This is a genomic window from Gordonia sp. SL306, from assembly GCF_026625785.1.
Lineage (GTDB): Bacteria > Actinomycetota > Actinomycetes > Mycobacteriales > Mycobacteriaceae > Gordonia.
In genome coordinates this window covers 4,097,749-4,118,741 of sequence record NZ_CP113063.1, presented here as the reverse complement: position 1 = coordinate 4,118,741, position 20,993 = coordinate 4,097,749, and the positions used below count along the sequence as shown (strand labels likewise).

Annotated in this window: 21 protein-coding genes and 1 riboswitch; of the genes, 11 read left to right on the top strand and 10 right to left on the bottom strand. The window is 67.5% G+C overall.

Annotation, left to right across the window (positions count from 1 at the left end):
- The first annotated feature begins 16 nt into the window (after nucleotides 1-16).
- Nucleotides 17-958 carry a type I pantothenate kinase gene (coaA, locus tag OVA31_RS18860; RefSeq protein WP_164306993.1) on the top strand — a complete coding sequence of 314 codons (942 nt, stop codon included), beginning with the start codon at nucleotides 17-19 and terminating at the stop codon, nucleotides 956-958.
- Nucleotides 959-960: 2 nt separating this feature from the next.
- Here the strand turns inward: coaA and OVA31_RS18855 are convergent, their stop codons facing one another.
- Nucleotides 961-1,446 (bottom strand): carboxymuconolactone decarboxylase family protein, encoded by a 486-nt coding sequence (locus tag OVA31_RS18855; protein WP_267628131.1) that lies wholly within the window; start codon nucleotides 1,444-1,446, stop codon nucleotides 961-963.
- A complete protein-coding gene (locus tag OVA31_RS18850) occupies nucleotides 1,443-2,198 on the bottom strand; it encodes an SDR family oxidoreductase (protein WP_267628130.1) in 756 nt (251 codons plus the stop codon). Before OVA31_RS18850 ends, OVA31_RS18855 begins: the two co-directional genes overlap by 4 nt.
- Before the next feature lie 88 nt (nucleotides 2,199-2,286).
- Here OVA31_RS18850 and OVA31_RS18845 point away from each other — a divergent pair, with 88 nt between their 5' ends.
- Nucleotides 2,287-3,789: a PLP-dependent aminotransferase family protein gene (locus OVA31_RS18845; protein WP_267628129.1), complete on the top strand. Its 1,503-nt coding sequence runs from the start codon at nucleotides 2,287-2,289 to the stop codon at nucleotides 3,787-3,789.
- Nucleotides 3,790-3,807: 18 nt separating this feature from the next.
- On the opposite strand, the gene OVA31_RS18840 is transcribed toward OVA31_RS18845, so the two are convergent.
- Nucleotides 3,808-4,590, bottom strand: a complete 783-nt coding sequence (locus OVA31_RS18840) for an isoprenyl transferase (protein WP_267628128.1) — start codon at nucleotides 4,588-4,590, stop codon at nucleotides 3,808-3,810.
- A 46-nt stretch (nucleotides 4,591-4,636) separates the two neighbouring features.
- Between OVA31_RS18840 and trhA the strand changes: the two genes are divergently transcribed.
- The 4 genes from trhA (at nucleotide 4,637) to OVA31_RS18820 (ending at nucleotide 8,347) form a co-directional block, all read left to right on the top strand.
- Nucleotides 4,637-5,308, top strand: coding sequence for a PAQR family membrane homeostasis protein TrhA (trhA, locus tag OVA31_RS18835; protein WP_267628127.1), 672 nt, complete (start codon nucleotides 4,637-4,639; stop codon nucleotides 5,306-5,308).
- Between the two features lie 127 nt (nucleotides 5,309-5,435).
- Nucleotides 5,436-7,052 (top strand): alkaline phosphatase D family protein, encoded by a 1,617-nt coding sequence (locus tag OVA31_RS18830; protein ID WP_267628126.1) that lies wholly within the window; start codon nucleotides 5,436-5,438, stop codon nucleotides 7,050-7,052.
- A gap of 93 nt (nucleotides 7,053-7,145) precedes the next feature.
- Complete coding sequence (locus OVA31_RS18825; RefSeq protein ID WP_164306987.1) at nucleotides 7,146-7,760, top strand: ClpP family protease; 615 nt, start codon at nucleotides 7,146-7,148, stop codon at nucleotides 7,758-7,760.
- The gene (locus OVA31_RS18820; protein ID WP_161059717.1) at nucleotides 7,757-8,347 is read left to right on the top strand and encodes a ClpP family protease; all 591 of its coding nucleotides are present in this window, start codon (nucleotides 7,757-7,759) and stop codon (nucleotides 8,345-8,347) included. The genes OVA31_RS18825 and OVA31_RS18820 overlap by 4 nt, the downstream gene beginning before the upstream one ends.
- Nucleotides 8,348-8,376: 29 nt before the next feature.
- On the opposite strand, the gene OVA31_RS18815 is transcribed toward OVA31_RS18820, so the two are convergent.
- The 4 genes from OVA31_RS18815 to OVA31_RS18800 form a co-directional block, all read right to left on the bottom strand.
- The gene (locus OVA31_RS18815) at nucleotides 8,377-8,724 is read right to left on the bottom strand and encodes a helix-turn-helix domain-containing protein (RefSeq protein ID WP_267628125.1); all 348 of its coding nucleotides are present in this window, start codon (nucleotides 8,722-8,724) and stop codon (nucleotides 8,377-8,379) included.
- A 70-nt stretch (nucleotides 8,725-8,794) separates the two neighbouring features.
- Nucleotides 8,795-9,799, bottom strand: coding sequence for an ABC transporter substrate-binding protein (locus OVA31_RS18810; RefSeq protein ID WP_267628124.1), 1,005 nt, complete (start codon nucleotides 9,797-9,799; stop codon nucleotides 8,795-8,797).
- Complete coding sequence (locus OVA31_RS18805) at nucleotides 9,796-10,572, bottom strand: ABC transporter ATP-binding protein (RefSeq protein ID WP_267628123.1); 777 nt, start codon at nucleotides 10,570-10,572, stop codon at nucleotides 9,796-9,798. The genes OVA31_RS18810 and OVA31_RS18805 overlap by 4 nt, the downstream gene beginning before the upstream one ends.
- Nucleotides 10,572-11,609, bottom strand: a complete 1,038-nt coding sequence (locus OVA31_RS18800) for a FecCD family ABC transporter permease (RefSeq protein WP_267628122.1) — start codon at nucleotides 11,607-11,609, stop codon at nucleotides 10,572-10,574. Before OVA31_RS18800 ends, OVA31_RS18805 begins: the two co-directional genes overlap by 1 nt.
- Before the next feature lie 89 nt (nucleotides 11,610-11,698).
- Nucleotides 11,699-11,914, bottom strand: a riboswitch (cobalamin riboswitch).
- Between the two features lie 45 nt (nucleotides 11,915-11,959).
- Here OVA31_RS18800 and OVA31_RS18795 point away from each other — a divergent pair.
- A complete protein-coding gene (locus OVA31_RS18795) occupies nucleotides 11,960-12,487 on the top strand; it encodes a hypothetical protein (RefSeq protein ID WP_267628121.1) in 528 nt (175 codons plus the stop codon).
- A gap of 119 nt (nucleotides 12,488-12,606) precedes the next feature.
- Nucleotides 12,607-14,079 carry a PepSY-associated TM helix domain-containing protein gene (locus tag OVA31_RS18790; protein WP_420714078.1) on the top strand — a complete coding sequence of 491 codons (1,473 nt, stop codon included), beginning with the start codon at nucleotides 12,607-12,609 and terminating at the stop codon, nucleotides 14,077-14,079.
- Nucleotides 14,080-14,205: 126 nt separating this feature from the next.
- On the opposite strand, the gene OVA31_RS18785 is transcribed toward OVA31_RS18790, so the two are convergent.
- Nucleotides 14,206-15,276, bottom strand: a complete 1,071-nt coding sequence (locus OVA31_RS18785; RefSeq protein ID WP_267628120.1) for a 3-deoxy-7-phosphoheptulonate synthase — start codon at nucleotides 15,274-15,276, stop codon at nucleotides 14,206-14,208.
- A 278-nt stretch (nucleotides 15,277-15,554) separates the two neighbouring features.
- Between OVA31_RS18785 and OVA31_RS18780 the strand changes: the two genes are divergently transcribed.
- Nucleotides 15,555-16,445 carry an SGNH/GDSL hydrolase family protein gene (locus OVA31_RS18780; RefSeq protein WP_267628119.1) on the top strand — a complete coding sequence of 297 codons (891 nt, stop codon included), beginning with the start codon at nucleotides 15,555-15,557 and terminating at the stop codon, nucleotides 16,443-16,445.
- On the opposite strand, the gene OVA31_RS18775 is transcribed toward OVA31_RS18780, so the two are convergent.
- Nucleotides 16,423-16,869, bottom strand: a complete 447-nt coding sequence (locus tag OVA31_RS18775) for an Lrp/AsnC family transcriptional regulator (RefSeq protein WP_267628118.1) — start codon at nucleotides 16,867-16,869, stop codon at nucleotides 16,423-16,425. The genes OVA31_RS18780 and OVA31_RS18775 overlap by 23 nt on opposite strands.
- A 97-nt stretch (nucleotides 16,870-16,966) precedes the next feature.
- On the opposite strand from OVA31_RS18775, the gene rocD reads away from it, so the two are divergent.
- On the top strand, nucleotides 16,967-19,042 hold the full coding sequence (gene rocD / locus OVA31_RS24720; protein ID WP_324290128.1) for an ornithine--oxo-acid transaminase: 2,076 nt from the start codon (nucleotides 16,967-16,969) through the stop codon (nucleotides 19,040-19,042).
- Complete coding sequence (locus tag OVA31_RS18765; protein ID WP_267628117.1) at nucleotides 19,039-19,680, top strand: histidine phosphatase family protein; 642 nt, start codon at nucleotides 19,039-19,041, stop codon at nucleotides 19,678-19,680. Before rocD ends, OVA31_RS18765 begins: the two co-directional genes overlap by 4 nt.
- Before the next feature lie 30 nt (nucleotides 19,681-19,710).
- On the opposite strand, the gene OVA31_RS18760 is transcribed toward OVA31_RS18765, so the two are convergent.
- Nucleotides 19,711-20,991, bottom strand: a complete 1,281-nt coding sequence (locus OVA31_RS18760) for an RNA polymerase sigma factor (RefSeq protein WP_267628116.1) — start codon at nucleotides 20,989-20,991, stop codon at nucleotides 19,711-19,713.
- Between the last annotated feature and the right edge of the window lie 2 nt (nucleotides 20,992-20,993).

Sequence of the window (20,993 nt, the reverse complement as noted above, 5' to 3'; positions counted from 1 at the left end):
CCTAAGCTGTAGGACCATGGCACGCGACACGACCGGGCGCGATCCCAGTCTGTATCTGGAGCTCGACCGTCGACAGTGGCGTGAACTGCGCGAATCGATGCCGCTGGTCCTCAACGACAACGAGCTCCAGCAACTCGTGGGGCTCGGCGAGCAGGTGGACCTCGACGAGGTCGCGGACGTCTATCTCCCGCTGTCGCGTCTGATCCATCTGCAGATCGCCGCACGGCAGCGACTCTTCGCGGCGACGTCGACGTTCCTCGGTGAACGCCAGACCAACCGCCAGGTGCCGTTCGTCATCGGGATCGCCGGCAGCGTCGCCGTCGGGAAGTCGACCACGGCGCGCGTCCTCGCCGCTCTGCTCGCCCGCTGGGAGTCGCATCCCAAGGTCGACCTCGTGACCACAGACGGCTTCCTCCTGCCGACCGCGGAACTCGAGCGCCGGGGGATCATGCACCGCAAGGGATTCCCCGAGTCCTACGACCGTCGCTCCCTGCTCCGGTTCGTCACGGAGGTCAAGTCGGGTGCCCGCGAGGTCACCGCGCCGGTCTATTCACACATCGCCTACGACATCGTCCCTGACGTGAAACACTATGTCCGCCAACCGGACATCCTCATCCTCGAAGGTCTCAACGTGCTGCAGACCGGCCCTACCCTGATGGTCTCAGACCTCTTCGACTTCTCGATCTACGTCGACGCGAAGACGGCCGACATCGAGCAGTGGTACGTCTCGCGGTTCCTGCAGATGCGTACGACGTCGTTCGCCGACCCCGAATCGCATTTCCACTACTACTCGTCGTTGACCGACGAGCAGGCCACCGTGGCCGCCCGCGACCTCTGGACGTCGATCAACCGACCCAATCTGATCGAGAACATCCTGCCAACCCGGCCGCGGGCGACCCTCGTGTTACGCAAGGACGCCGACCATTCGATCAATCGGGTCCGGTTGCGCAAGTTGTAGTCTCACCGGGCGCGGCGCTCATCAAGTCCGGCGGGGTACCGACCCGTCACGGCAATCCTGTTCCATGCGTTGATCATCACGATCGAGGCCACCACCTGACCGAGTTCGAACTCGTCGAAAACCGCGCGGGCCCTGCCGAAGACGTCATCCGGGACACCGTGCTCCCCCAGTCGCGTCACCGCCTCGGTGAGCTCCAACGCCGCCCGCTCCCGCTCCGAGAACAGATGCGGCGCCTCGGCCCACACCGACACCATCCCGAGGGCGATCGGCTCCATACCCGCCGCGAGCGCATCGGAGAGATGCATGTGCAGGCAGTATGCGCAGCCGTTCACCTGGGACGCGCGGATCTTGATCAGTTCGCCGAGGGTGGCCTCGAGCCCTTCCGACGAGGCACGTTGCAGCGCGACGAGCGCCTTGTAGACACCGGGATTGTTGCCCGGCAGCCACATCCGTCGGGTATCGGGAACGTTGTCCTGCAGGGTCGTCATGCCGCGTACTCCTTGTCCAGCCATTTTTCGAGAGTCGTCGGTGCGATCACCGTCGGGGCATCGGGTACCAGACCGCCGTCCCGAATCGCCTGTCCACCGATCTTCACGCCGACCACCCATCTCGGTGCCCCCGCCCGCCGGGCGATGGCCTTGCCGATGTCGGCGAGATCGAGCACCTCGGGTCCCGCCACCTCGACGTCGGAGCCGTTCGGCGCCATCACCACATCGGCCACCGCCGCCGCCGCGTCCGCCGACGACAGCGGACGGCATCGCATATGCGGCACGGCCGCGAGCGGACCGAGGCGCAACGTACCCATCATCTGGCGCGCGAGCTCGTACCACTGGGCCGATCGGACCACCGTGAGCCGGTCCGTCCCGAGAGCGCCGCGGTAGGCCGCCTCCTGGGCCGCCTTGCCCTGGTAATAGCCGAACTTCGCGTTGACCGCAGGGTCGGCCGCGTTGATGATCGACAGGCAGATGACGCGGTCGACACCGGCCTCGATCGCGGCGGCGGCCACGTTGGCGGCCACGGTTGCGTAGAAGTCGATCGCCGCCTTCGCCTTGGTCGTCACGATATTCGTGCAGTCCACCACCGCGTCGGCTCCGGCGAAACTCTCCACGAGGCCGGTGCCCGCGTAGGCATCGACGCCACTGGACCGTTGTGCCGCAAGCACATCGACGCCCCGGTCTCGAAGCCGGTCGCTCAACGACCTGCCGATCTCGCCACTCGCGCCGAGTATGACCACTCTCATGTCCTCGTCCTCTCGATCCCGTCGCACTCTCCGATGTTGTCGATATCCAGATTAGGAGCACATTGCATCACAAAAGTGGTTCAATTCGGTGGTGAATAAGCAGGCCAATTCGGACCCGTGGGAACAGGTCGCCCAACGACTCGGCACCGATCTCTTCCTCGACCTGCAACCGGATCCGTCGGCGAGCGCGCGCGGGCGAGGTGCCAAGCTCCGCCGCTCGCTGACCGGCGCCCTGCGCGCCGCCATCGACGACGGGCGTCTCCCCGCCGGCACCCGACTCCCGCCGTATCGGTCCCTGGCCGCCGACGTCGGACTCGCACGCGGGACGGTTTCCGCGGTCTACCAGGAGTTGATCGCCGAGGGATGGCTGGTGGCCCGGCAGGGCTCGGGGACCCGGGTCGCCGCCACCGCACGGCGACCGGCATCCCGGCCTGCCGGCCCGGCGCGGCCGCCGACCCCGTCACCGGTCCACGATTTCGCGCTCGGTCAACCGAATCCGTCCCTGTTCCCGCGCACCGACTGGGTGGCGTCCACCCGACGGGCCATCATGGCCGCCCCCGACGAGGCCTTCGGTCCCGGCCACCCGCAGGGCAGCGCCCCCTTGCGCCGATCCCTGGCGGCCTACCTGTCCCGCGTCCGCGGGGTCCAGGCCGACCCGGAGCAGATCGTCCTCACCACCTCGGTGATGCATGCCCTGGAATTACTGTCCCGCAACGTCTTCGACGGAACCCTCGCCATCGAGAGCCATGGCCTGCCGTTTCACCGGGCCGTGATCGAACGCGCCGGGACGGCGACCACCCCGGTACCGATCGACGCCGGGGGTGCGGTCATCGGCGAACTTCCTGCCGACGCGTGCGGGGTACTCCTGACGCCGAGTCATCAGTTCCCGACCGGAGTCCCGCTGTCGCCCACCAGACGAGCCGAGGTCATCGACTGGGCCCGCGCCGGACGCAGGCTGATCGTCGAGGACGACTACGACGGCGAACTCCGATACGACCGCGAGCCGATCGGTGCCCTCCAGTCCCTCGGCCCCGATGTGGTGATCCACACCGGCTCGGTCAGCAAGAGCCTCTCCCCCGCCGTGCGCATCGCATGGCTCGTCCTGCCACCAGATCTGGTCGACACGGTGGTGTGGTCCAAGGGGATTCGCGAACCGGATGCCAGCGTCGTCGACCAGCTGGTCCTCGCCGACCTGATCGACTCCGGCGCCTACGACCGCCACATCCGGCGCAGCAGGCAGTACTATCGGCGACGCCGCGATCGCCTGACCGCACGCCTCGCCGATGCCGGTCTCGGGCTACCGGGGATCGCCGCCGGACTGCACGCGGTGATCCCGATCCCCGCCGAGCTGGAACCGATCATCGCCGACGCCGCCGGGCGACGCGGATTCGCCCTGGCTCCGCTGTCGCTGTTCCGTCATCCGGCCGCACCCGTCCCCGCCGTCGGGGGCGCTGACCCAGCGGGCTCACGGACGGGAGGCATCGTCGTGGGCTTCGGCACTCCGGCGGCCTCCACGTTCGCGGCCGACGTCGATGCCCTGGTCACGCTGATCACCGACCACCTCGTCGCCGCGGAACGAGTCCACCGATGAGTACGACCGCCGAGCCGGTCACTTGCCGAAGCGCCGACTCCGTGCCGAGTAGTCACGGAGCGCCCGCAGGTAGTCGACCCGGCGGAACTCCGGCCAGTACGCGTCGGTGAACCAGATCTCCGAGTAGGCGCTCTGCCAGAGGAGGAACCCGGACAGGCGCTGTTCACCGGACGTGCGGATGACCAGGTCCGGATCCGGCTGCCCCTTCGTGTAGAGGTTGCGGTCGATCGCATCCACGGTGACGGCACCGATCATCTCCTCAGGACCGTCACCGGTGGCGAGACTCTCGCGCAACAGTGACTGCACGGCATCGACGATCTCCTGTCGACCGCCGTATCCGACCGCGACGTTGACATTCATCCCGTCGCGCTCGTGTGTCCGGTCCGACGCCGTTTGCAGCCGAGCGGCCACCTCATCCGGGAGCTGCGCCAGCGAACCGACGATGCGAACCCGCCAATCCCCCTCGGGGCCGGAGATCTCCTCGACGATGTCGGGCACGATCTCCATGAGGGCATCGAGTTCATCGGAGGCGCGCTGCAGATTCTCGGTGGACAACAGATAGATCGTGACCGTCGAGATCCCCAGCTCGGCACACCATGACAGCATCTCGGCGATTCGCTGCGCACCTACGCGGTGACCGTGGCTGACGTCCTCGAACCCGGCGTCGCGGGCCCATCGACGGTTGCCGTCACAGATGATCGCGACGTGACGAGGTAGGCGCGACACATCCATGAGCTGAACGAGTCGGCGTTCGTAGACGCTCAGCATCGGTCGCCGTAGCCGATCGGGAAGAAGTTTCATCGCTGCCTGATCCTATCGGCTCAAAAGTTACGGTACCGTAGGTTGCGTGAGCACCCTGACGGATGACCCGATCACGGCCATCAAACCCCGATTACGCGGTGTCATCCATCAATACTCCGCGTGGGTGGCCGCGTGCGCCGGACTCGCGGTGGTGATCGGCGCGGGCGTGCTGCGCGGCCCCGGCGCGGCTGTCGCCTGTGCAATCTATGCGGTGACGGTCTTCGGCGTCTTCGCGGTGAGCGCAAGTTACCACCGGATCCCCTGGAAGACGCCGCGCGCACAGGTCCGGATGAAGCGTGCCGACCATTCGATGATCTTCCTGTTCATCGCGGGAACCTATACCCCGTTCTGCGCGCTCGCCCTGCCCGAAGATGTTCGATGGTGGGTGCTCGGCATCGTGTGGATCGGCGCGATCGCCGGCGTGGCTCTCAAACTCGTCTGGCCGTCGGCACCACGCTGGCTCGGCGTCGCGCTCTACATCCTCCTCGGCTGGGTGATCATCGCCGTCGCCCCCGCCCTGGTCCGTCACGTCGGCTGGATGGTCATCGTGCTGCTGGCAGTCGGCGGCGTGTTCTACACCGTCGGCGGCATCCTGTACGCCGCCCGCTGGCCGAACCCGTGGCCGTCCACGTTCGGACATCACGAGGTCTTCCACGCATGCACCGCGGTCGCTGCCCTCATGCACTACATCGCCGTCTGGCTCGTGCTCACCGCCTGAGCCGCGCCTGATCGACATCGCTGCGGCGAATCCACGCCGAACGCGGTGACCTCGTCTTCATCCGAGCATCATCGGACATCAAGCCGCCGGACGACCTCCGGTCAGTCGGCATTGGTCGGCTTACCCCATGCCCAGCACCGACCTGCCCGACGTCTCGATCACCCCCGACAAGACACTGCGTGTCGGCATGACACGTCGCAGATTCCTCACCTGGACCGGCGTCGCCGGCGGGTTGGCCGTCATCCCCGGTCTCCTCGGTGACACGCCGGCCTCGTCCGGTACGCCCCGCCTCGGCGATCACCTGTTCACCCTGGGGGTCGCCTCCGGCGACCCGCTGCCGGACGGAGTGGTGCTGTGGACCAGGCTGGCCCGGAACCCACTGGCGCGCGGCGGCGGAATGGGTGCGTCCCCCATACCCGTCGAATGGGAGCTCGCCACCGACGAGGCGATGCGCCGTGTCGTCCGGCGCGGCCGGGCCCCGGCCACCGCTGGCAACGGGCACAGCATCCACATCGATGTCCGCGGGCTCGAGCCGGCGCGGGAGTACTTCTTTCGGTTCCGCGCGGCCGGAGACATCTCCGAGATCGGCAGAACGCGCACCGCCCCGGCCGGCCCCGCAGGCGCATTGACGTTCGCGTTCGCCTCCTGCCAGTCGTGGGCCGACGGTCACTACGTCGCGTATGCCGACATGGCCTCCCAAGCTCCCGACGTGGTCTTCCACCTCGGCGACTACATCTACGAGAAACCGATACCCGGCAACGGCGGGCGGCGCCGGACCGGCGCGATGCCGGAATCCGCCCACCGCGAGGCGATGGACCTCGACGACTACCGAGATCGCTACGCGCTCTACAAACTCGACCCACACCTGCGCGAGATCCACCGGACCAGCCCGTTCATCACGGTCTTCGACGACCACGAGGTGGACAACAACTGGGCGGCAACGATTCCCGAGGACGATCAGCCGATCCCGGCGTTCCTGCTCCGACGGGCGCGGGGACTCAGGGCGTGGTGGGAGAACACGCCGGTGCGGGTCGCGCAGCAGCCGCATGGGGCCGACATCCGCGCCTATCGGCGCTTCGGTTTCGGCGACCTCGTGGAGTTCAACGTCCTCGACACGCGGACCTTCCGCAGGGACCAGGCCAACGGCGACGACGACACCGCGCAGAACGGCACCACCGCCGATCCCCGCCGGACGATCACCGGCGCAGCGCAGGAACGATGGCTGCTCGACGGATTCTCGCGCAGTGGGCATCGGTGGAACGTGCTGGCACATCAGACGACCATCGCCGACCTCGCCCACGCCGAGAACGGCGTCCGGGAGGTCAGCATGGACGGGTGGAGCGGCTACGAGGCCTCCCGGGCCCGGGTGCTCGACGGCGCTCGCCGGCGTGGGGTGACAAATCTCGTATCGATCGTCGGTGACATCCACCGGAACGCGGTGTCCGAGCTCCGATCGACCTATCGGCGCGAATCACCCGCTGTCGGAGTCGAATTGGCCGGAACCTCGATTTCGTCGGGAGGTGATGGCGAAGACAGCGACGCGACCGACCGTGCGATCAAGGCCGCGTCACCACACGTCCGATTCGGGAACGCCCAGCGAGGTTACGTCCTCAACCGCCTACGGCCGGATCGATGGGAGGCCGAGTACCGGGTGGCCGACTCGATCGGGGCACCCTCGGCGCGGCTCCATCGACGCGCCCTCATCACCATCCCGAATGCCCGGCCGGCCGTCGACGTGATCTGATCACCCGAATCGCGCACTGCTCACGGCAGCATCGTTCTGCGCAAGGCAGCGTGCCGATGCGAGACCCGACGGGAGCGGCGCAGGATCAAGGTCATGAGTGATGACCAACGCTTCCTCCCCCTTCGCAAGCGGACCGCGGAAAACCTTCTGAGTCAACGTATCCTGATGCTCGACTCGGCGCTCGACGACGAGATCGGCAGCCAGATGTGTGCGCAGCTGGTCATGCTGGCGTCCGAGGACCCGGTGGCCGACATCGGACTGTGGATCAACTCACCGGGCGGATCCGTTCCGGCCATGCTCGCCATCATGGACACGATGCGTCTGATCCCCAACGACGTGAGCACCGTGGACCTCGGAATGGCCTACAGTGCAGGTCAATTCCTGCTCTGCAACGGAACGCGCGGCAAGCGGTACGCGCTCCGCCACGCCAAGGTCCTGCTACATCAGGGGTCGGCGGGCATCGGCGGCTACGCGCCCGACATCGAGCTCCAGGCCGACGACCTCCGGCATGTCCGCGACACCGTTCTGACGATCATCGCCCAGCAGACCGGCCAGCCGGTCGAGAAGATCTTCGCGGATTCGCTGCGTGACCACGTCTTCACCGCCGAGGAATCGATCGACTACGGATTCATCGACCACGTCGTCGACGACCTGACGCAGATCCGGCCCCTGACACCGGCTTCGACAGGATTCGGGGTGGCTCGGTGAGTACCTACACGATCCCCAATGTGATCAGCCGGACGCCGAACGGCGAGCGGGTGATGGATGTCTACAGTCATCTGCTCGACGAGCGGATCATCTATCTGGGCACCGAGATCGACGACGGCGTCGCGAACGCGTTGATCGCTCAGATCCTCCACCTCGACTCCGACAACCCCGACGCGCCGATCGACCTGTACATCAATTCGACGGGCGGCTCCGTGATGGCGACCTTCGCCCTGTACGACACCATGCAGTACTGCCATGCCCCGATCGCCACCACCTGTGTCGGGCAGGCGCTCTCGTCGACCGCGCTGCTCCTCGCGGCGGGAAGCCCAGGACGACGCTCGGTGCTCCCGCACGCTCGGGTGCTGCTGCATCAACCCTCGGGTCAGGGACGTGGCACCATCCCCGACCTGATCCTGGCGGCCGAGGAGATCCTGCGGGTCCGCGAGGAGATCGAGAAGGCGATGAGCCGACACACCGGTCAGGAGGTCGAGACGCTGCGGCGAGACACCGACCGAGACCGTGTGCTGCGGGCCGAGGAGATCGTCTCCTACGGACTGGCCGATCGGATCATCGACACCCGCGGGTAGCCGCCCGACCGCCGACGACGTCGGACTGCTCAGGCCGCCAGCGCGAGCGGCCCCCCGAACGCGCTCATCGGTGCCACAGCGGGCGCCGGGGCGGTCACGGCACGCAGCACGGGCACCGCGGTCCTCCGCGACAACTCGACGGCCACCTCACGCGTGAGGTCGAGCAGTGTCAGTCCGAGAGCGCCGGCGACCGCGGCGAGCAGTTCCGACGACGCATCCTTGCGACCTCGCTCGATCTCGGAGAGATACTGACTCGAGACCCCGGCGCGCCGCGCGGTCTCCACCAGGCGTTCGCCGCGGTCGTGACGATGCCGTCGGATGACGCGTCCGGTGACCTCACGCCACAGGGGTTCGGCGGTCTGCAGTCCGGCGTCCATGGACCGATGGTAGGTCGCCACCGACCGCCGGCACCGCGGGTTCTGCTGTCGGCAGAACGGCCGACGGGGATCAGAATCCCTTCGAGCGGAGGTAGCCGGCCACCTGGGTGATCGCGGCCGGATTGCGGGGACTTTCCACGAGAGCCGCGTACGGCAACGCCAGGAACCGCTTCTCCCGCACCGCCTCGGTCTGGGACATCAACGGATGGGTCTCGAGCTGCCGGATCTTGGCGTCGACCGTGTTCTGCGGGCCGGCACCGTAGTCGACGATGAGGATGATCTGCGGATCACGCTGTGCGGCCGCCTCCCATGAGGTCGAGATCCACGAATCCGCCAGATCGGCGAAGATGTTCGCACCGCCGGCCTCCGAGATGATCTGCTGCGGTGCGGCATATCGCCCGGACGTGAACGGGTTGGGATCGGCGCTGTCGAAGACGAACACACGCGCGCGGCGATCAATCGGCGGCGCTGTCTCGTCGGCCTTCGCCACCTCGGCGCGATAGTCGGCGATCAGGGCATCCGCGCGGTCGCGGGCGCCGAAGATGTCGCCGATGTTCGCCAGGTCCGAATACAACGCATCGAGCGGGGGCATGATGCCGCGCTCGGTGGTGCCCGGCTGGCGGCAGGCCTCGGTCAGCTGGTACGGCGTCGCGCCCAGGGTGCGAATCCATTCCGGGGTGACCCCGGTCGCCTCCTTGAACCCGTAGTTCCACCCCGCGAAGACGAAGTCGGGATCCGCCGACTGGACGACCTCACGTGTGAAGCCGTCTCCCAGGGAGGTCGTCCGCCCGAAATCTGCCCGCCACGGGGAGGATTCGATGTCCCGTTCTTTGCCGGCGTAGGAGGTGTAGCCCACCATCCGGTCGGACAGACCGAGCGCGAACATGATCTCGGTGATGCCGGTGTCGTTGGTCACCACCCGGTCGGGGCGTCCGGGCACGGTCAGAGGTACTCGGCAGTTCTGCACGGTCACAGCTGCGCTGCCGGACTCCGGCGCGGCCTCCTCCACCTGCGCCCCACAACCCGACAACACCAGCAGTGCCGCGAGGCAGACGATCACCGATCTCGTTCTCATTCCGCTTCCTTCTCATCGAAGATGACCTGTGGCACGTTCAGTCGTGGGTGGTCGAACACATGGCTGCCGATACCGAAGAAGCGGTGGATCGCAGCAGGTGTGAGGACCTCGCGCGGTGTGCCGGTGGCCGCGACCCGACCGTGCGCGAGCACCACGAGCCGGTCGCAGAATTGCGCGGCGATGTTCAGATCGTGCAACGCCGCGACGACGGTCACCTCTCGGTCGCGCGCCGCGCGCAGTACCGCGTACTGATGTCGGACATCGAGGTGGTTCGTCGGTTCGTCGAGCACCAGGACCTCCGGCTCCTGCGCGAATGCCCGGGCGATCAGGACCCGTTGCGCCTCACCACCGGAGAGCGAGGTGAAGGCTCGGTCGACGAGATGGGTGACGCCCGCGTCGCTCATCGCCTGGACACAGATCTCGCGATCGCGGCGGACAGTCGACGTCGTCAGCGACCGATGCGGCAGTCGACCTGTCGCGACCACCTCGGCGGCCGTGAAGTCGAAGTCGAGTGCGATCCGCTGGGTCAGGGCGGCGACCTGACGAGCGTTGTCCCGCATGCTGATCGACGCGACGTCCCGGTCCCCCACCCGCACCCGACCTTTGGTCGGATCGAGCGCACGATACAGGCAACGAAGCATCGTCGACTTACCGCTGCCGTTGGGGCCGATGATCCCCAGAAAACTGCCCCGCGGCGCATGGACGGTCACGTCGCGCAGGATCGTCGTGTGTCCGATCTCGACACCGACCTGGTCGTAGTCGACCTCTCGCATCACACCGCCTCCGTGCCGCGACGACGCATCAGGAGCAGGAAGACTGGCACGCCGACCGCTGCCGTGATCGCGCCGAGCGGGAGTTCCTGTGGGGGGACGAGGGTTCGGGCCAGCAGATCCGCGGCGACGAGGAACACCGCGCCGATGAGCGGTGTCACCACCACCAGACGGCGATGGTCGGACCCCACCAAGAGACGGGCCACATGCGGCACCACCAGCCCGACGAACCCGATCGCGCCGCACACCGAGACCATGACACCGGTCATGAGTGCGGCCACCACGAACAGGAGCATGCGAAATCGCGAGGCGCGCAACCCGAGTGACGCCGACACCTCATCGCCCATCGCGAGGGCGTTGAGCTGCCGGGCGAGTCCGGCGACGACCGCGAGCCCGATCAGCACCACGACTGCGACGAGCCACACGGAGCGCCAGCTCGTCGCGGCGAGACTGCCCAGCAACCAGAACATCACGCTACGAGCGGCATCCCCGGCGGGCGCGAGGAAGACCAGCACCGTTGTCAATGCCGAGAATCCGTAGCCCAGAGCGGTCCCGGTGAGCACGAGCCGCAGCGGAGTGAGACCACCGGCCGATCGTGCGATGGCGAATACGACGACGGTGGCGATCAACGCGCCCAGGAATGCCGCCGTCGGCAGCGCATAGATGCCCGCCCCGGCGAAGACCCCGAACAGCACCACCGCGGTGGCACCCACCGACGCTCCCGACGAGATGCCCAGCACGTACGGATCGGCCAGCGCGTTGCGAACCATCGCCTGCACGACGAGGCCGACGGTGCTCAAACCCGCGCCGACCAGGGCACCGGTGAGAACGCGAGGGAGCCGCGAATCGACGATGATCCGGTAATCGGCGGCATCACCTGCGGAGACCACTCCGCCGATCAGGTCGGCCCAGACGTATCCGACGGCATCACGCCACGGGACGTGTGCCGTACCGAAGACGAGCCCGAGCACGGAGACGACCAGAAGCCCCGACACGCACAGTCCGCTCAACACATTCACGCGCCACCACTGCCCGGTCATCGCACCTCGTCAGATACCCAGGGCACACGGCGACGCCGACAGACCGGCGGCACCGACCATGTCCCACGGAGTCGATGTCGACCACGGCACGCCGCCGCGGTCACGTCGGCAGGTCTTCGGACTCCCGGACACGGCACGGTTCGTGCCACCTACTGACGGCCGCTTCCCAGGTCATCGCTGACCCAGTGCTCCTGGCCGCTGTCGTTTCCGGTCACCGCTGCGGGGCAGCTCTGGATTCTCACCAGATTCCCTCTTGCGCTCGATCCGGACGAACCGGACGCGAGACCGACGCAGCACGAACTTAGCAGCCGACTCGATCAGCGGCGCAGTGCCGTCATAGGATGCGGGCCATGCACCCGCAGGCCCGCACCCTCGACCAGGTTCGGGGTTGCGTCGTCGGTGCGTCGTCGGGGGTCACCTCGATCATCGCGCACGCAGCCGCGGGTGGCGGGTTGCCCGACTCCACGGCTCTCACGCTTCTGGTCGCGGTGTGTGCGGGGCTCGGCTGGACCGCATCCGCCGTCTCCCCGCAGCGCGCCGGGTGGCCGGGCCTCGTCGGCATGCTCGTCGGCGGACAGCTCGTGGGTCACCTCGCACTCGCCGCTCTGTCTCATCACCACGCCACCCTGATGACTCCCTCGATGGCGACCTTTCACATCGTCGCCACCGTGGTGGCGGTCGCTCTGGCGATCGGTCTGGAGACCGCTGTGATAGCCGCTCTGTCGGTGGTGATCCGGACCGTTCTCACGCTCATCTCGGTACCGGTGGACGTCGCGACGTCCTGGAGCGTGCTGCCCGCGACCGACGACCGCCTGCGACCCGGCCGCAGGTGTGTCCGCCCCGTGGGCACCCGGGGTCCCCCGCTCTCGGCGATGTGACCATTCCTCACCCTCGCTGACCTGCTCGCGTGTCGACCACGTGCGGCGGTCGGCTCTTCGCGTATGCGCACGACGTCATCTGTCGGGCGTCGCGTCCAGCTCCCGAAAGGCGGACCTCCGTGTCCCTCACCCAAGAACCACCCCGTCAGCCGCTCGACTCCTCGCCACCTACCGACCCGGCCGGTCGCCCGCCCGGTGGGCGCCACAACGGCTGGGCGCCATTGGTGCGACGACTCCATTTCTATGCCGGCATCCTGATCGCACCGTTTCTGATCGTCGCGGTTGTCAGCGGAGGGCTCTACGCACTGGCACCCGGACTCGAGAAGGTCGTCTACCGCGAGCAACTACACACCGACAGCACGGGTCCGGCCCGGCCCGTCGCCGATCAGATCCGCGCGGCGATGGCCGCCCGACCGGACCTCGCCTTGTCCGCGGTACGCCCGGCAGCCGCGCCGGGCGACACCACGCGCGTGCTGTTCGATGACCCGTCGCTGGGAGAATCGGAGCGGATGGCGGTCTTCGTCGATCCCGCCACCGCGCGCCCGGTCGGCGAACTGGTGAGTTACGGGAGCGCCGCAGCGCTGCCGCTTCGAACCTGGATCAGCCAGCTGCATCGACACCTCCACCTCGGAGAACCGGGCCGCCTGTACAGCGAACTCGCGGCGTCGTGGCTGTGGGTGATCGCACTTGCGGGTCTTGCACTGTGGATTGCGCGGTATCGACGCATGAGGCGGGACCGGACGGCTCGGCTGATCAGCGTCGACCGCTCCACCACGGGTCGCGCCCGCACACTGAACTGGCATGGTGCCGTTGGGGTCTGGATCGTCGTGGGGATGCTGTTCCTGTCGGCGACGGGCCTCACCTGGTCGCGCTTGGCCGGCGACAACATCGGTGAGCTGCGCCAGGCACTGAGCTGGACGACCCCGAGTGTGTCGACCTCCCTCGACGACTCCACCATGCCTGCCGGTGGACACAGCGACCACGGCGACCACGCGGCCGGGCATGCCGGCGCCGGGGACGCCGCCGTCGCCGATGCCGTCGGACAGGTGGACTCTGTTCTGGCAGTTGCCGATCGGGTCGGGGTAACCGACCACGTCGAGGTGTCCGTACCGACGGATACGACGACCGCGTTCACGGTGGCGGAGACGCGCCAGCCGTGGCAGTTCTCGCCGAACTCGGTCTCGATCGACGGAGCAAACGGCCATGTCGTCGACGTCTCCTGGTTCGCCGACTGGCCACTCGCCGCGCAGCTGAGCACGTGGGGCATCGCCCTGCACATGGGTCTGCTGTTCGGCTTCGTCAACCAGATCGCGCTGCTGCTGTTGGCGATCGGCCTCCTGGCCGTGATCGTGCGCGGCTACCAGATGTGGTGGCAACGCCGCCCCCGGCGATCGGATCGTGTCCTCGCGGTCGGCCCCGCACCGCTACGCGGCGCGTGGCGAGGACTGCCGGTGCCGACGATCGTGGCGATCATCGTGATCGCGGTGACGGTCGGCTGGTTCGTCCCGCTCCTCGGCATCAGCCTTGCTGCGTTCATTCTCGTCGACAGTGCCGTCGGATACGCGAATCAGTTGCGGCGCAATCGAAACTGAGCGTTGCGGTGGGATCGGATCGGGCCGGTCCCACCACGACCTCGCCGACCGGGCACACTTTCGCGACGAGTGTGCGCATCTGGATGAGGTGGCGCAGCAGGTCCGGAGGCGTCCGGCGCGCGCCGGTCAGCTCTGGGCAAGCGTCGCCAGCACGGCGACACTGGCTTCCCACCCCATGCATTTGTCGGTGACCGACTGGCCGTAGGTCAACGGCCGGGCATCCGACGACTGCGCACCCGGCTCGAGGAAGCTCTCCAGCATGACTCCGCTGATCGGTACGGTCTCGCCCGCCCGCCGGTGTGTGCGGATCGCGTCGGCGAGTTCATCGGCGACTTCGGCCTGGCGAACGTGATCCTTGCCGGAGTTGGCGTGCGAACAATCGATCATCACCCGCTGCGGCAGTGACGATTTCGCGAGTGCACCGACAGCGTTCGCGATCGACTCGGCGTCGAAGTTCGGCCCGCCGGTACCACCGCGCAGGATCACGTGACAGTCGTCGTTACCCGCGGTCTCCACCACGGATCCGTGGCCGAAGTCGTCGACCCCGAAGAAGACATGCTGCGCCGCTGCGGCTTTCACGCCGTCGATCGCCACCTGGACGTTGCCGTCGGTGCCGTTCTTGAACCCGATCGGCATGGACAAACCCGATGCGAGTTGGCGATGGACCTGCGACTCCGTGGTGCGCGCCCCGATGGCACCCCACGCGACGGTGTCCGCGATGTATTGCGGGCTGGTCGGTTCCAGGAACTCGCACCCGACGGGTAGTCCGAGGTCGATGATGTCCAGCAGCAGCGAACGCGCCATCCGCAGTCCACGTTCGACGTCGAAGGTCCCGTCCATCCCCGGATCGTTGATGAGTCCCTTCCATCCGACGGTGGTGCGCGGCTTCTCGAAGTAGACGCGCATCACGATCTTCAGCCGGTCGGCGTAGTCCTTCGCCAATGGCGCCAGGCGTCGCGCGTAGTCGAGCGCCGCCACCGGGTCGTGCACCGAACACGGGCCCACCACGACGAGCAGACGGTCGTCACGGCCGGCGAGGATGTCGGCGATCTCGTCGCGATCATTCTGAACGCTGACGGCACGTCGTGCTGTCAGCGGCAGTTCACTGCGAATCGTGTCCGGCGACGGGATGGAACGGAAGGACTTGATCCGACGATCGGAGGTCGATGCGGCAGTCAAGTCGGGAATGGTGGTCACGTCGTGCCTTTCGGGGTCTGGCCCGGTCGTTGTCGGGTGCCCCTGGTTGCTCATGAGTCACCGGAGGCCCTTGATATGACAAAAGCAGCAACCTTGCGGTCGCTGCTCGGGCTCCGGGTGTTTGCGCGCGCGGCAGTGTCAGCGCTTCATCGCGGCCCCACCCGGAGCCTCGATAAAGCGCCAATAGGCGCGCACAGTGGTCATCACGGCGACCAGGCTAGCACGACCGCGCAGCGCGACCAATTGCGATTCACCTCGCAGCCGCATACGGTTCGCGCATGCGTCACGTCGTGCGACCCCGATTCGCACTGATCACAGCACTCGGCATCGTTTTCCTCACCCTCCTCCACGTGGTCATCGCGCCCGTGACGGCCGCTGCCGGTGAACCGGTGCACTATGTGGCACTGGGTGATTCGCGGGCCGCGAGCCCGACCGTCGCGACTCAGATCATCGGCTGCGGCCGATCATCCGTCGCCTACCCCAATCAGCTGACGGGACTCATCCACACCACGACCTTCCGGTCGGTGGCGTGCGCGGGAGCGAAGGCCCAGAACATCACCACCACGCCCCAACTGCGGTCGCAGGGCTTCGTCCCACCTCAGATCGATGCGCTGCGCCCCGACACCGACCTCGTGACCATCTCGATCGGCGGCAACGACACGGACTGGGGAAACATCTCCCGAGTGTGCTTCGTCCCGATCCCGGGCGTCGACGCGCACTGCCGGTCCAACGCCTGGTATCACTCCGCCATCCGCAACGCACTCGAGCCCCTCGACGATCGGGTCGACGCGGTGGTGCGCGCGGTCCGGAAGCGGTCTCCCTCCGCCACCGTCGTGATCGTCGGGCAGGGTGGCTATTTCGGCGATCGCGGTTGTTTTCCGGAGAATCCGGCGAGCTCCGCCGATCTCGCCTTCATCCGCCGGGACTTCTTCGGCCCATACAACGACATCCTGCGACGTGTCGCCGAACGTCACCGTGCGGCCTTCGTCGACGTCGAGGCCGAATCGACCGGACACGACGCCTGCGCCGATGACGAGAAGTGGTTCGAGGGCTACGTGACGTCGAGCGAGTACCTCGGATTCCATCCGAACCTGGCGGGCAACAAGGCGATCGCCCGCATGATCGCGAACCGACTCCCGTCGACCATCACGGGTGCCCGCGGTCGATGAGCTGACTAAGCACGATGATGGACTCGGAATGGTCCACCGGCCCCGCGCTGCGAATGCGTTCCAGCGCCTGCTCCAGATGGCGGACGTCGCGAGCGCGAACCCGGAGGATCGCGTCCGCCTGACCGGTGATGGTCGCGGCGCTGACCACTTCCGGGATCGGCTCCCACGCCGCCTTCAGCGACTCCGGCGAGATGTTGCCCCGACAGGACACCTGCACATAGGCCTCGGTGGTCCACTGCATCGCCTGCGGATCGATGACCGCGGTGAACCCCTTGATCACGCCGTCGCCGAGAAGCCGATCGACGCGTCGCTTCACCGCGGGCGCCGACAGCCCCACCTCGTCACCGACCTGCGCAAAGGTGGCCCGGGCATCCCTGGCCAGGCAGGCGAGCACCTTTTCGTCCAGTTCATCCAGCTGACGCAATGTATCTCCGTTTCTTGCCACTGCCGACATTTTTTGTTGCACTGATGCGCAACAGACGTCGATTGCTTGCGTGACAAAGGGAGGATAGCGTCGATTCATGACGCTGACGAGCCCTGTTCTCGCTCCGGTCGCCCGGGTACCCCGGCTACGGACCTATGCCATGACGCCGCCAGTCCACTTCACGGTCAGCTACGCGATCAATCCGTGGATGGATCCGTCGACACCCGTGGACACCGACCTTGCGATCGCTCAGTGGCTCCGCCTGCGAGAGACCTACGAATCGCTCGGTCATCGTGTCCACATCGTCGATCCATACCCGGGCCTCCCCGACATGGTCTACGCCGCCAACGGCGGTCTCAGCATCGGCGGGCACACGATCGCAGCCCGCTTCGCCTTTCCCGAACGCGGACCCGAGGGCGATCTCTACGCGGCCTGGTTCGACGGGAACGGTCTCGGTCCGGTTCATCGGACGGTCGGCATCCAGGAAGGTGAGGGCGATTTCCTGGTCGTCGGGGAGCGCATCCTCGCCGGAACGGGTTTTCGGAGCCACCGTGACACCCACGACGAGGTCTCGACGATCACCGGTCTGCCGGTCGTGACGCTCGAGCTGGTCGATCCGCGGTTCTATCACCTCGACACGGCTCTCGGGGTGCTCGACGACGAGAACATCGCGTACTACCCACCCGCGTTCTCGCCGGCCTCGCGAACGCTGCTGAGCACGTTGTTCCCGAACGCCATCGTCGCCACCGATGGCGATGCCGCGGCCCTCGGCCTGAACCTCGTCTCCGACGGCCGCCACGTCGTGATGACCGATGCGGCGCCACACCTCACGGAGTTGCTGCGCGCTGCCGGCTACGAAACGATCGCGATCGATCTCTCCGAACTGCTCAAAGGCGGCGGCGGCATCAAATGCTGCACCCTAGAATTGAGAGGCATCGACAAGGAGGTCCTGGTGTCCCCTCCCGCCGTGTCCCCTCCTGCTGGACCCCTTCCCGCCGAGCCCCATGTCGCGCACAACTATTCACCGCTGCCGGTCACCGCGGCGACCGCGCAGGGCGCCTGGATCACCGACATCGACGGGCGACGTTTTCTCGACTGCCTCGGCGCGTACTCGGCCGTCAACTTCGGCCACCGCAATCCCCGGATCGTCGCCGCGGCGACGGCCCAGCTCGAACGCATCACGTTGACCAGCCGGGCGTTCCGATCCGACCGGCTCGAGCCCTTCTGCGCGGCGCTCGCAGCACTTTGCGGCAAGGAGATGGTCCTGCCGATGAACACCGGCGCCGAAGCCGTCGAGTCGGCGATCAAGGTGGGCCGCAAGTGGGGCTACGACGTCAAGGGCGTACCGGACGGCCAGGCGAAGATCGTGGTCGCCGACGGCAACTTCCACGGCCGCACCATCAGCATCGTGAGCTTCAGCGACGACCCCGACGCGCGAAACGGATTCGGCCCGTACACACCGGGATTCGTGCGTGTGCCCTACGGCGACGCGGCGGCGATGTCGGCCGCCCTCGACGACAACACGGTGGCCGTCCTGCTCGAACCGATTCAGGGGGAAGCCGGCATCATCGTGCCGCCGGACGACTACCTGCCGCGCGTCCGCGCGCTCTGCACCCAGCGCGATGTCCTGATGATCGCCGACGAGATCCAGTCCGGGCTCGGCCGGACCGGAAAGACGCTCGCCGTGGAGCACTGGGACGTGGAGGCTGACCTCTACACCCTGGGCAAGGCTCTCGGCGGTGGCATCCTGCCGGTGTCCGCCGTGGTGGCCGACCGGGACATCCTCGGCGTCCTGCACCCCGGCGAGCACGGCTCCACCTTCGGCGGAAACCCGCTCGCCGCGGCCGTCGGTCACACGGTCGTCGACATGCTCACCGAGGGCACCTGGCAGGCACGCGCTGCCGACCTCGGCGGCCACCTGCACGCCCGGCTGCAGGACTTGATCGGACAGGGCGTGGTGGCGGTCCGCGGCCTCGGCCTGTGGGCCGGGATCGACGTCGAACCGTCGGTGGGCACGGGAAAGGACATCTGTCTCCGGTTGGCCGAGCGCGGGGTGCTCGCGAAGGACACACACGGCTCGACGCTCCGACTCGCGCCGCCACTGGTGATCACCGAGGCGGAGATCGATTGGGCAGTCGATCAGCTGGCGGAGGTCGTAGGCTCGGCAGGGTGACCGACGACCGAGGCGCTGCAGACATCCCGACGAACCGACGAGTGCTCCTCGTCCGGCACGGGCAGACCGAATGGTCGCTGACCGACCGGCACACCGGGCGCACCGACATCGATCTCACCCCGCGCGGCGAGGAGGACGCTCGCGCCCTCGCCGGCATCGCCGACCGCCTCGGCCTCGTCGCCCCGTATGTCTTCGCCTCACCCCGACGACGTGCGCAACGGACTGCCGAACTCGGTGGGCTGGTTGTCGACGAGGTCGATGATCGCTTCGCCGAGTGGGATTACGGGGACTACGAGGGCCTCACCCGCGCACAGATCCACGCGGACGGCGATCGCGACTGGACCATCTGGACACACGGCGGGCCACACGGCGAATCCGTCGACGACATGACCCGCCGAGTCGACGGCGCAGTCGAGCTCGTCGAGCAACGCCTGGCGGAGTCCGACGTGATCATCGTGTCCCACGGGCACTTCTCGCGGTCGTTCGTCTGCCGATTCCTGGGCTGGCCGATCGGGCAGGGCGCCGCGATCGATCTACGACCCGCAGGCGCGGCACTGCTCATGCAGCTGGGCCGGGATCGACGACTGTGCGCGCTGGTCGGACCGGAAGGTGCCGCAGCCACTCACCTCGCGCTCTGAGCGTTCGTCGGTGGCGATCCGAAACGCCGTTCATTCCGCCGAGCCCTGTGTCCCCGAGTCCGCTCCCACCGCAGTGCACATGTCGATGCGGCTTCGCAGGTGGCGCTGTTCGACCGGATTGTCGGCCAACGAGAGTGCATTACGGAACGCCTCGGCGGCCGCTGTCGGATCACCGGCCCGGTAGAGGAGCTCGCCCCGCGCGGCATGCCACAGGTGGTAATCCATGAGCCCGTCGATCGCATCGACCTCGGCCAGTCCGGTCTCCGGGCCGTCGACCATCGACACCGCGATGGCTCGGTTCAGGGCGACCACCGGGCCGGGATCGATGCGCTCCAGCATGCGGTACAGATCGACGATGGCGGCCCAGTCGGTGTCGGCTGCCGTCTCGGCGCCGGCGTGCAACGCGGCGATGATCGCCTGAATGCGGTAGACGCCGACACCCGGACATGCCACGGCGGTCTGCAACACCGTGCGCCCGCGGTCGATCATCGTTGCATCCCAATGACTTCGGTCCTGCTCCGACAGCACGACGAGGTCACCGGCGACGTCGCGCCGCGCGCCGAACCGAGCTCGATGGAACAGTTCGAGCGCGAGGAGGCCATGGGCCTCACCCTTTTCCGGGATGAGCTCGATCAACTGTCCGGTCAACCGGATCGCCTCGTCAGCCAGGTCGAGCCGGACGAGTGACGGCGTTGCGCCCCTGGACAGATACCCCTCGTTGAAGATCAGGTAGAGCACCCCCAGCAACACACCGACGCGGCCATCGATGTCGGCCGGGATGGTGAGTGGGATCCGCGCGTCGCGAATCTTGCGCTTGGCGCGGACGATCCGTTGTGCGAGAGTACGTTCCGGCACAAGGAAGGCAGCAGCGATCTCGGCGGTGGTGAGACCTCCGACGAGCCGTAGGGTCAAGGCGACCTGCGCATCGCGATCCAGTGCCGGGTGTGCGCACAGCAACAGCAGCCGGAGGCGTTCGTCATCGAGCTCGCGGTCGTCGACGATGAGTTCCGGTCCGGTGGACGGCTCGCTCTCGGCCAGCAGTTCAGGTGCGGCCGCAGAGAGCCGACGTCGGCGGGACGCACGCAGACGCAGTTGGTCGACGATCCGATTGCGCGCGACTGTGTAGAGCCACGCAGGCGGATTGTCGGGGACACCGCGGGTCGGCCAGGTCTCGGCGGCCTGCAACAGCGCGTCCTGGACACAGTCATCGGCGAGGTCGACGTCGTCGAAGCGGGCAGCGAGGAGAGCGAGCACACGCCCGCTCTCCTCGCGTGCCAGACGCGCAATGGCCGATCCTGCGGTGTCGGCCACTG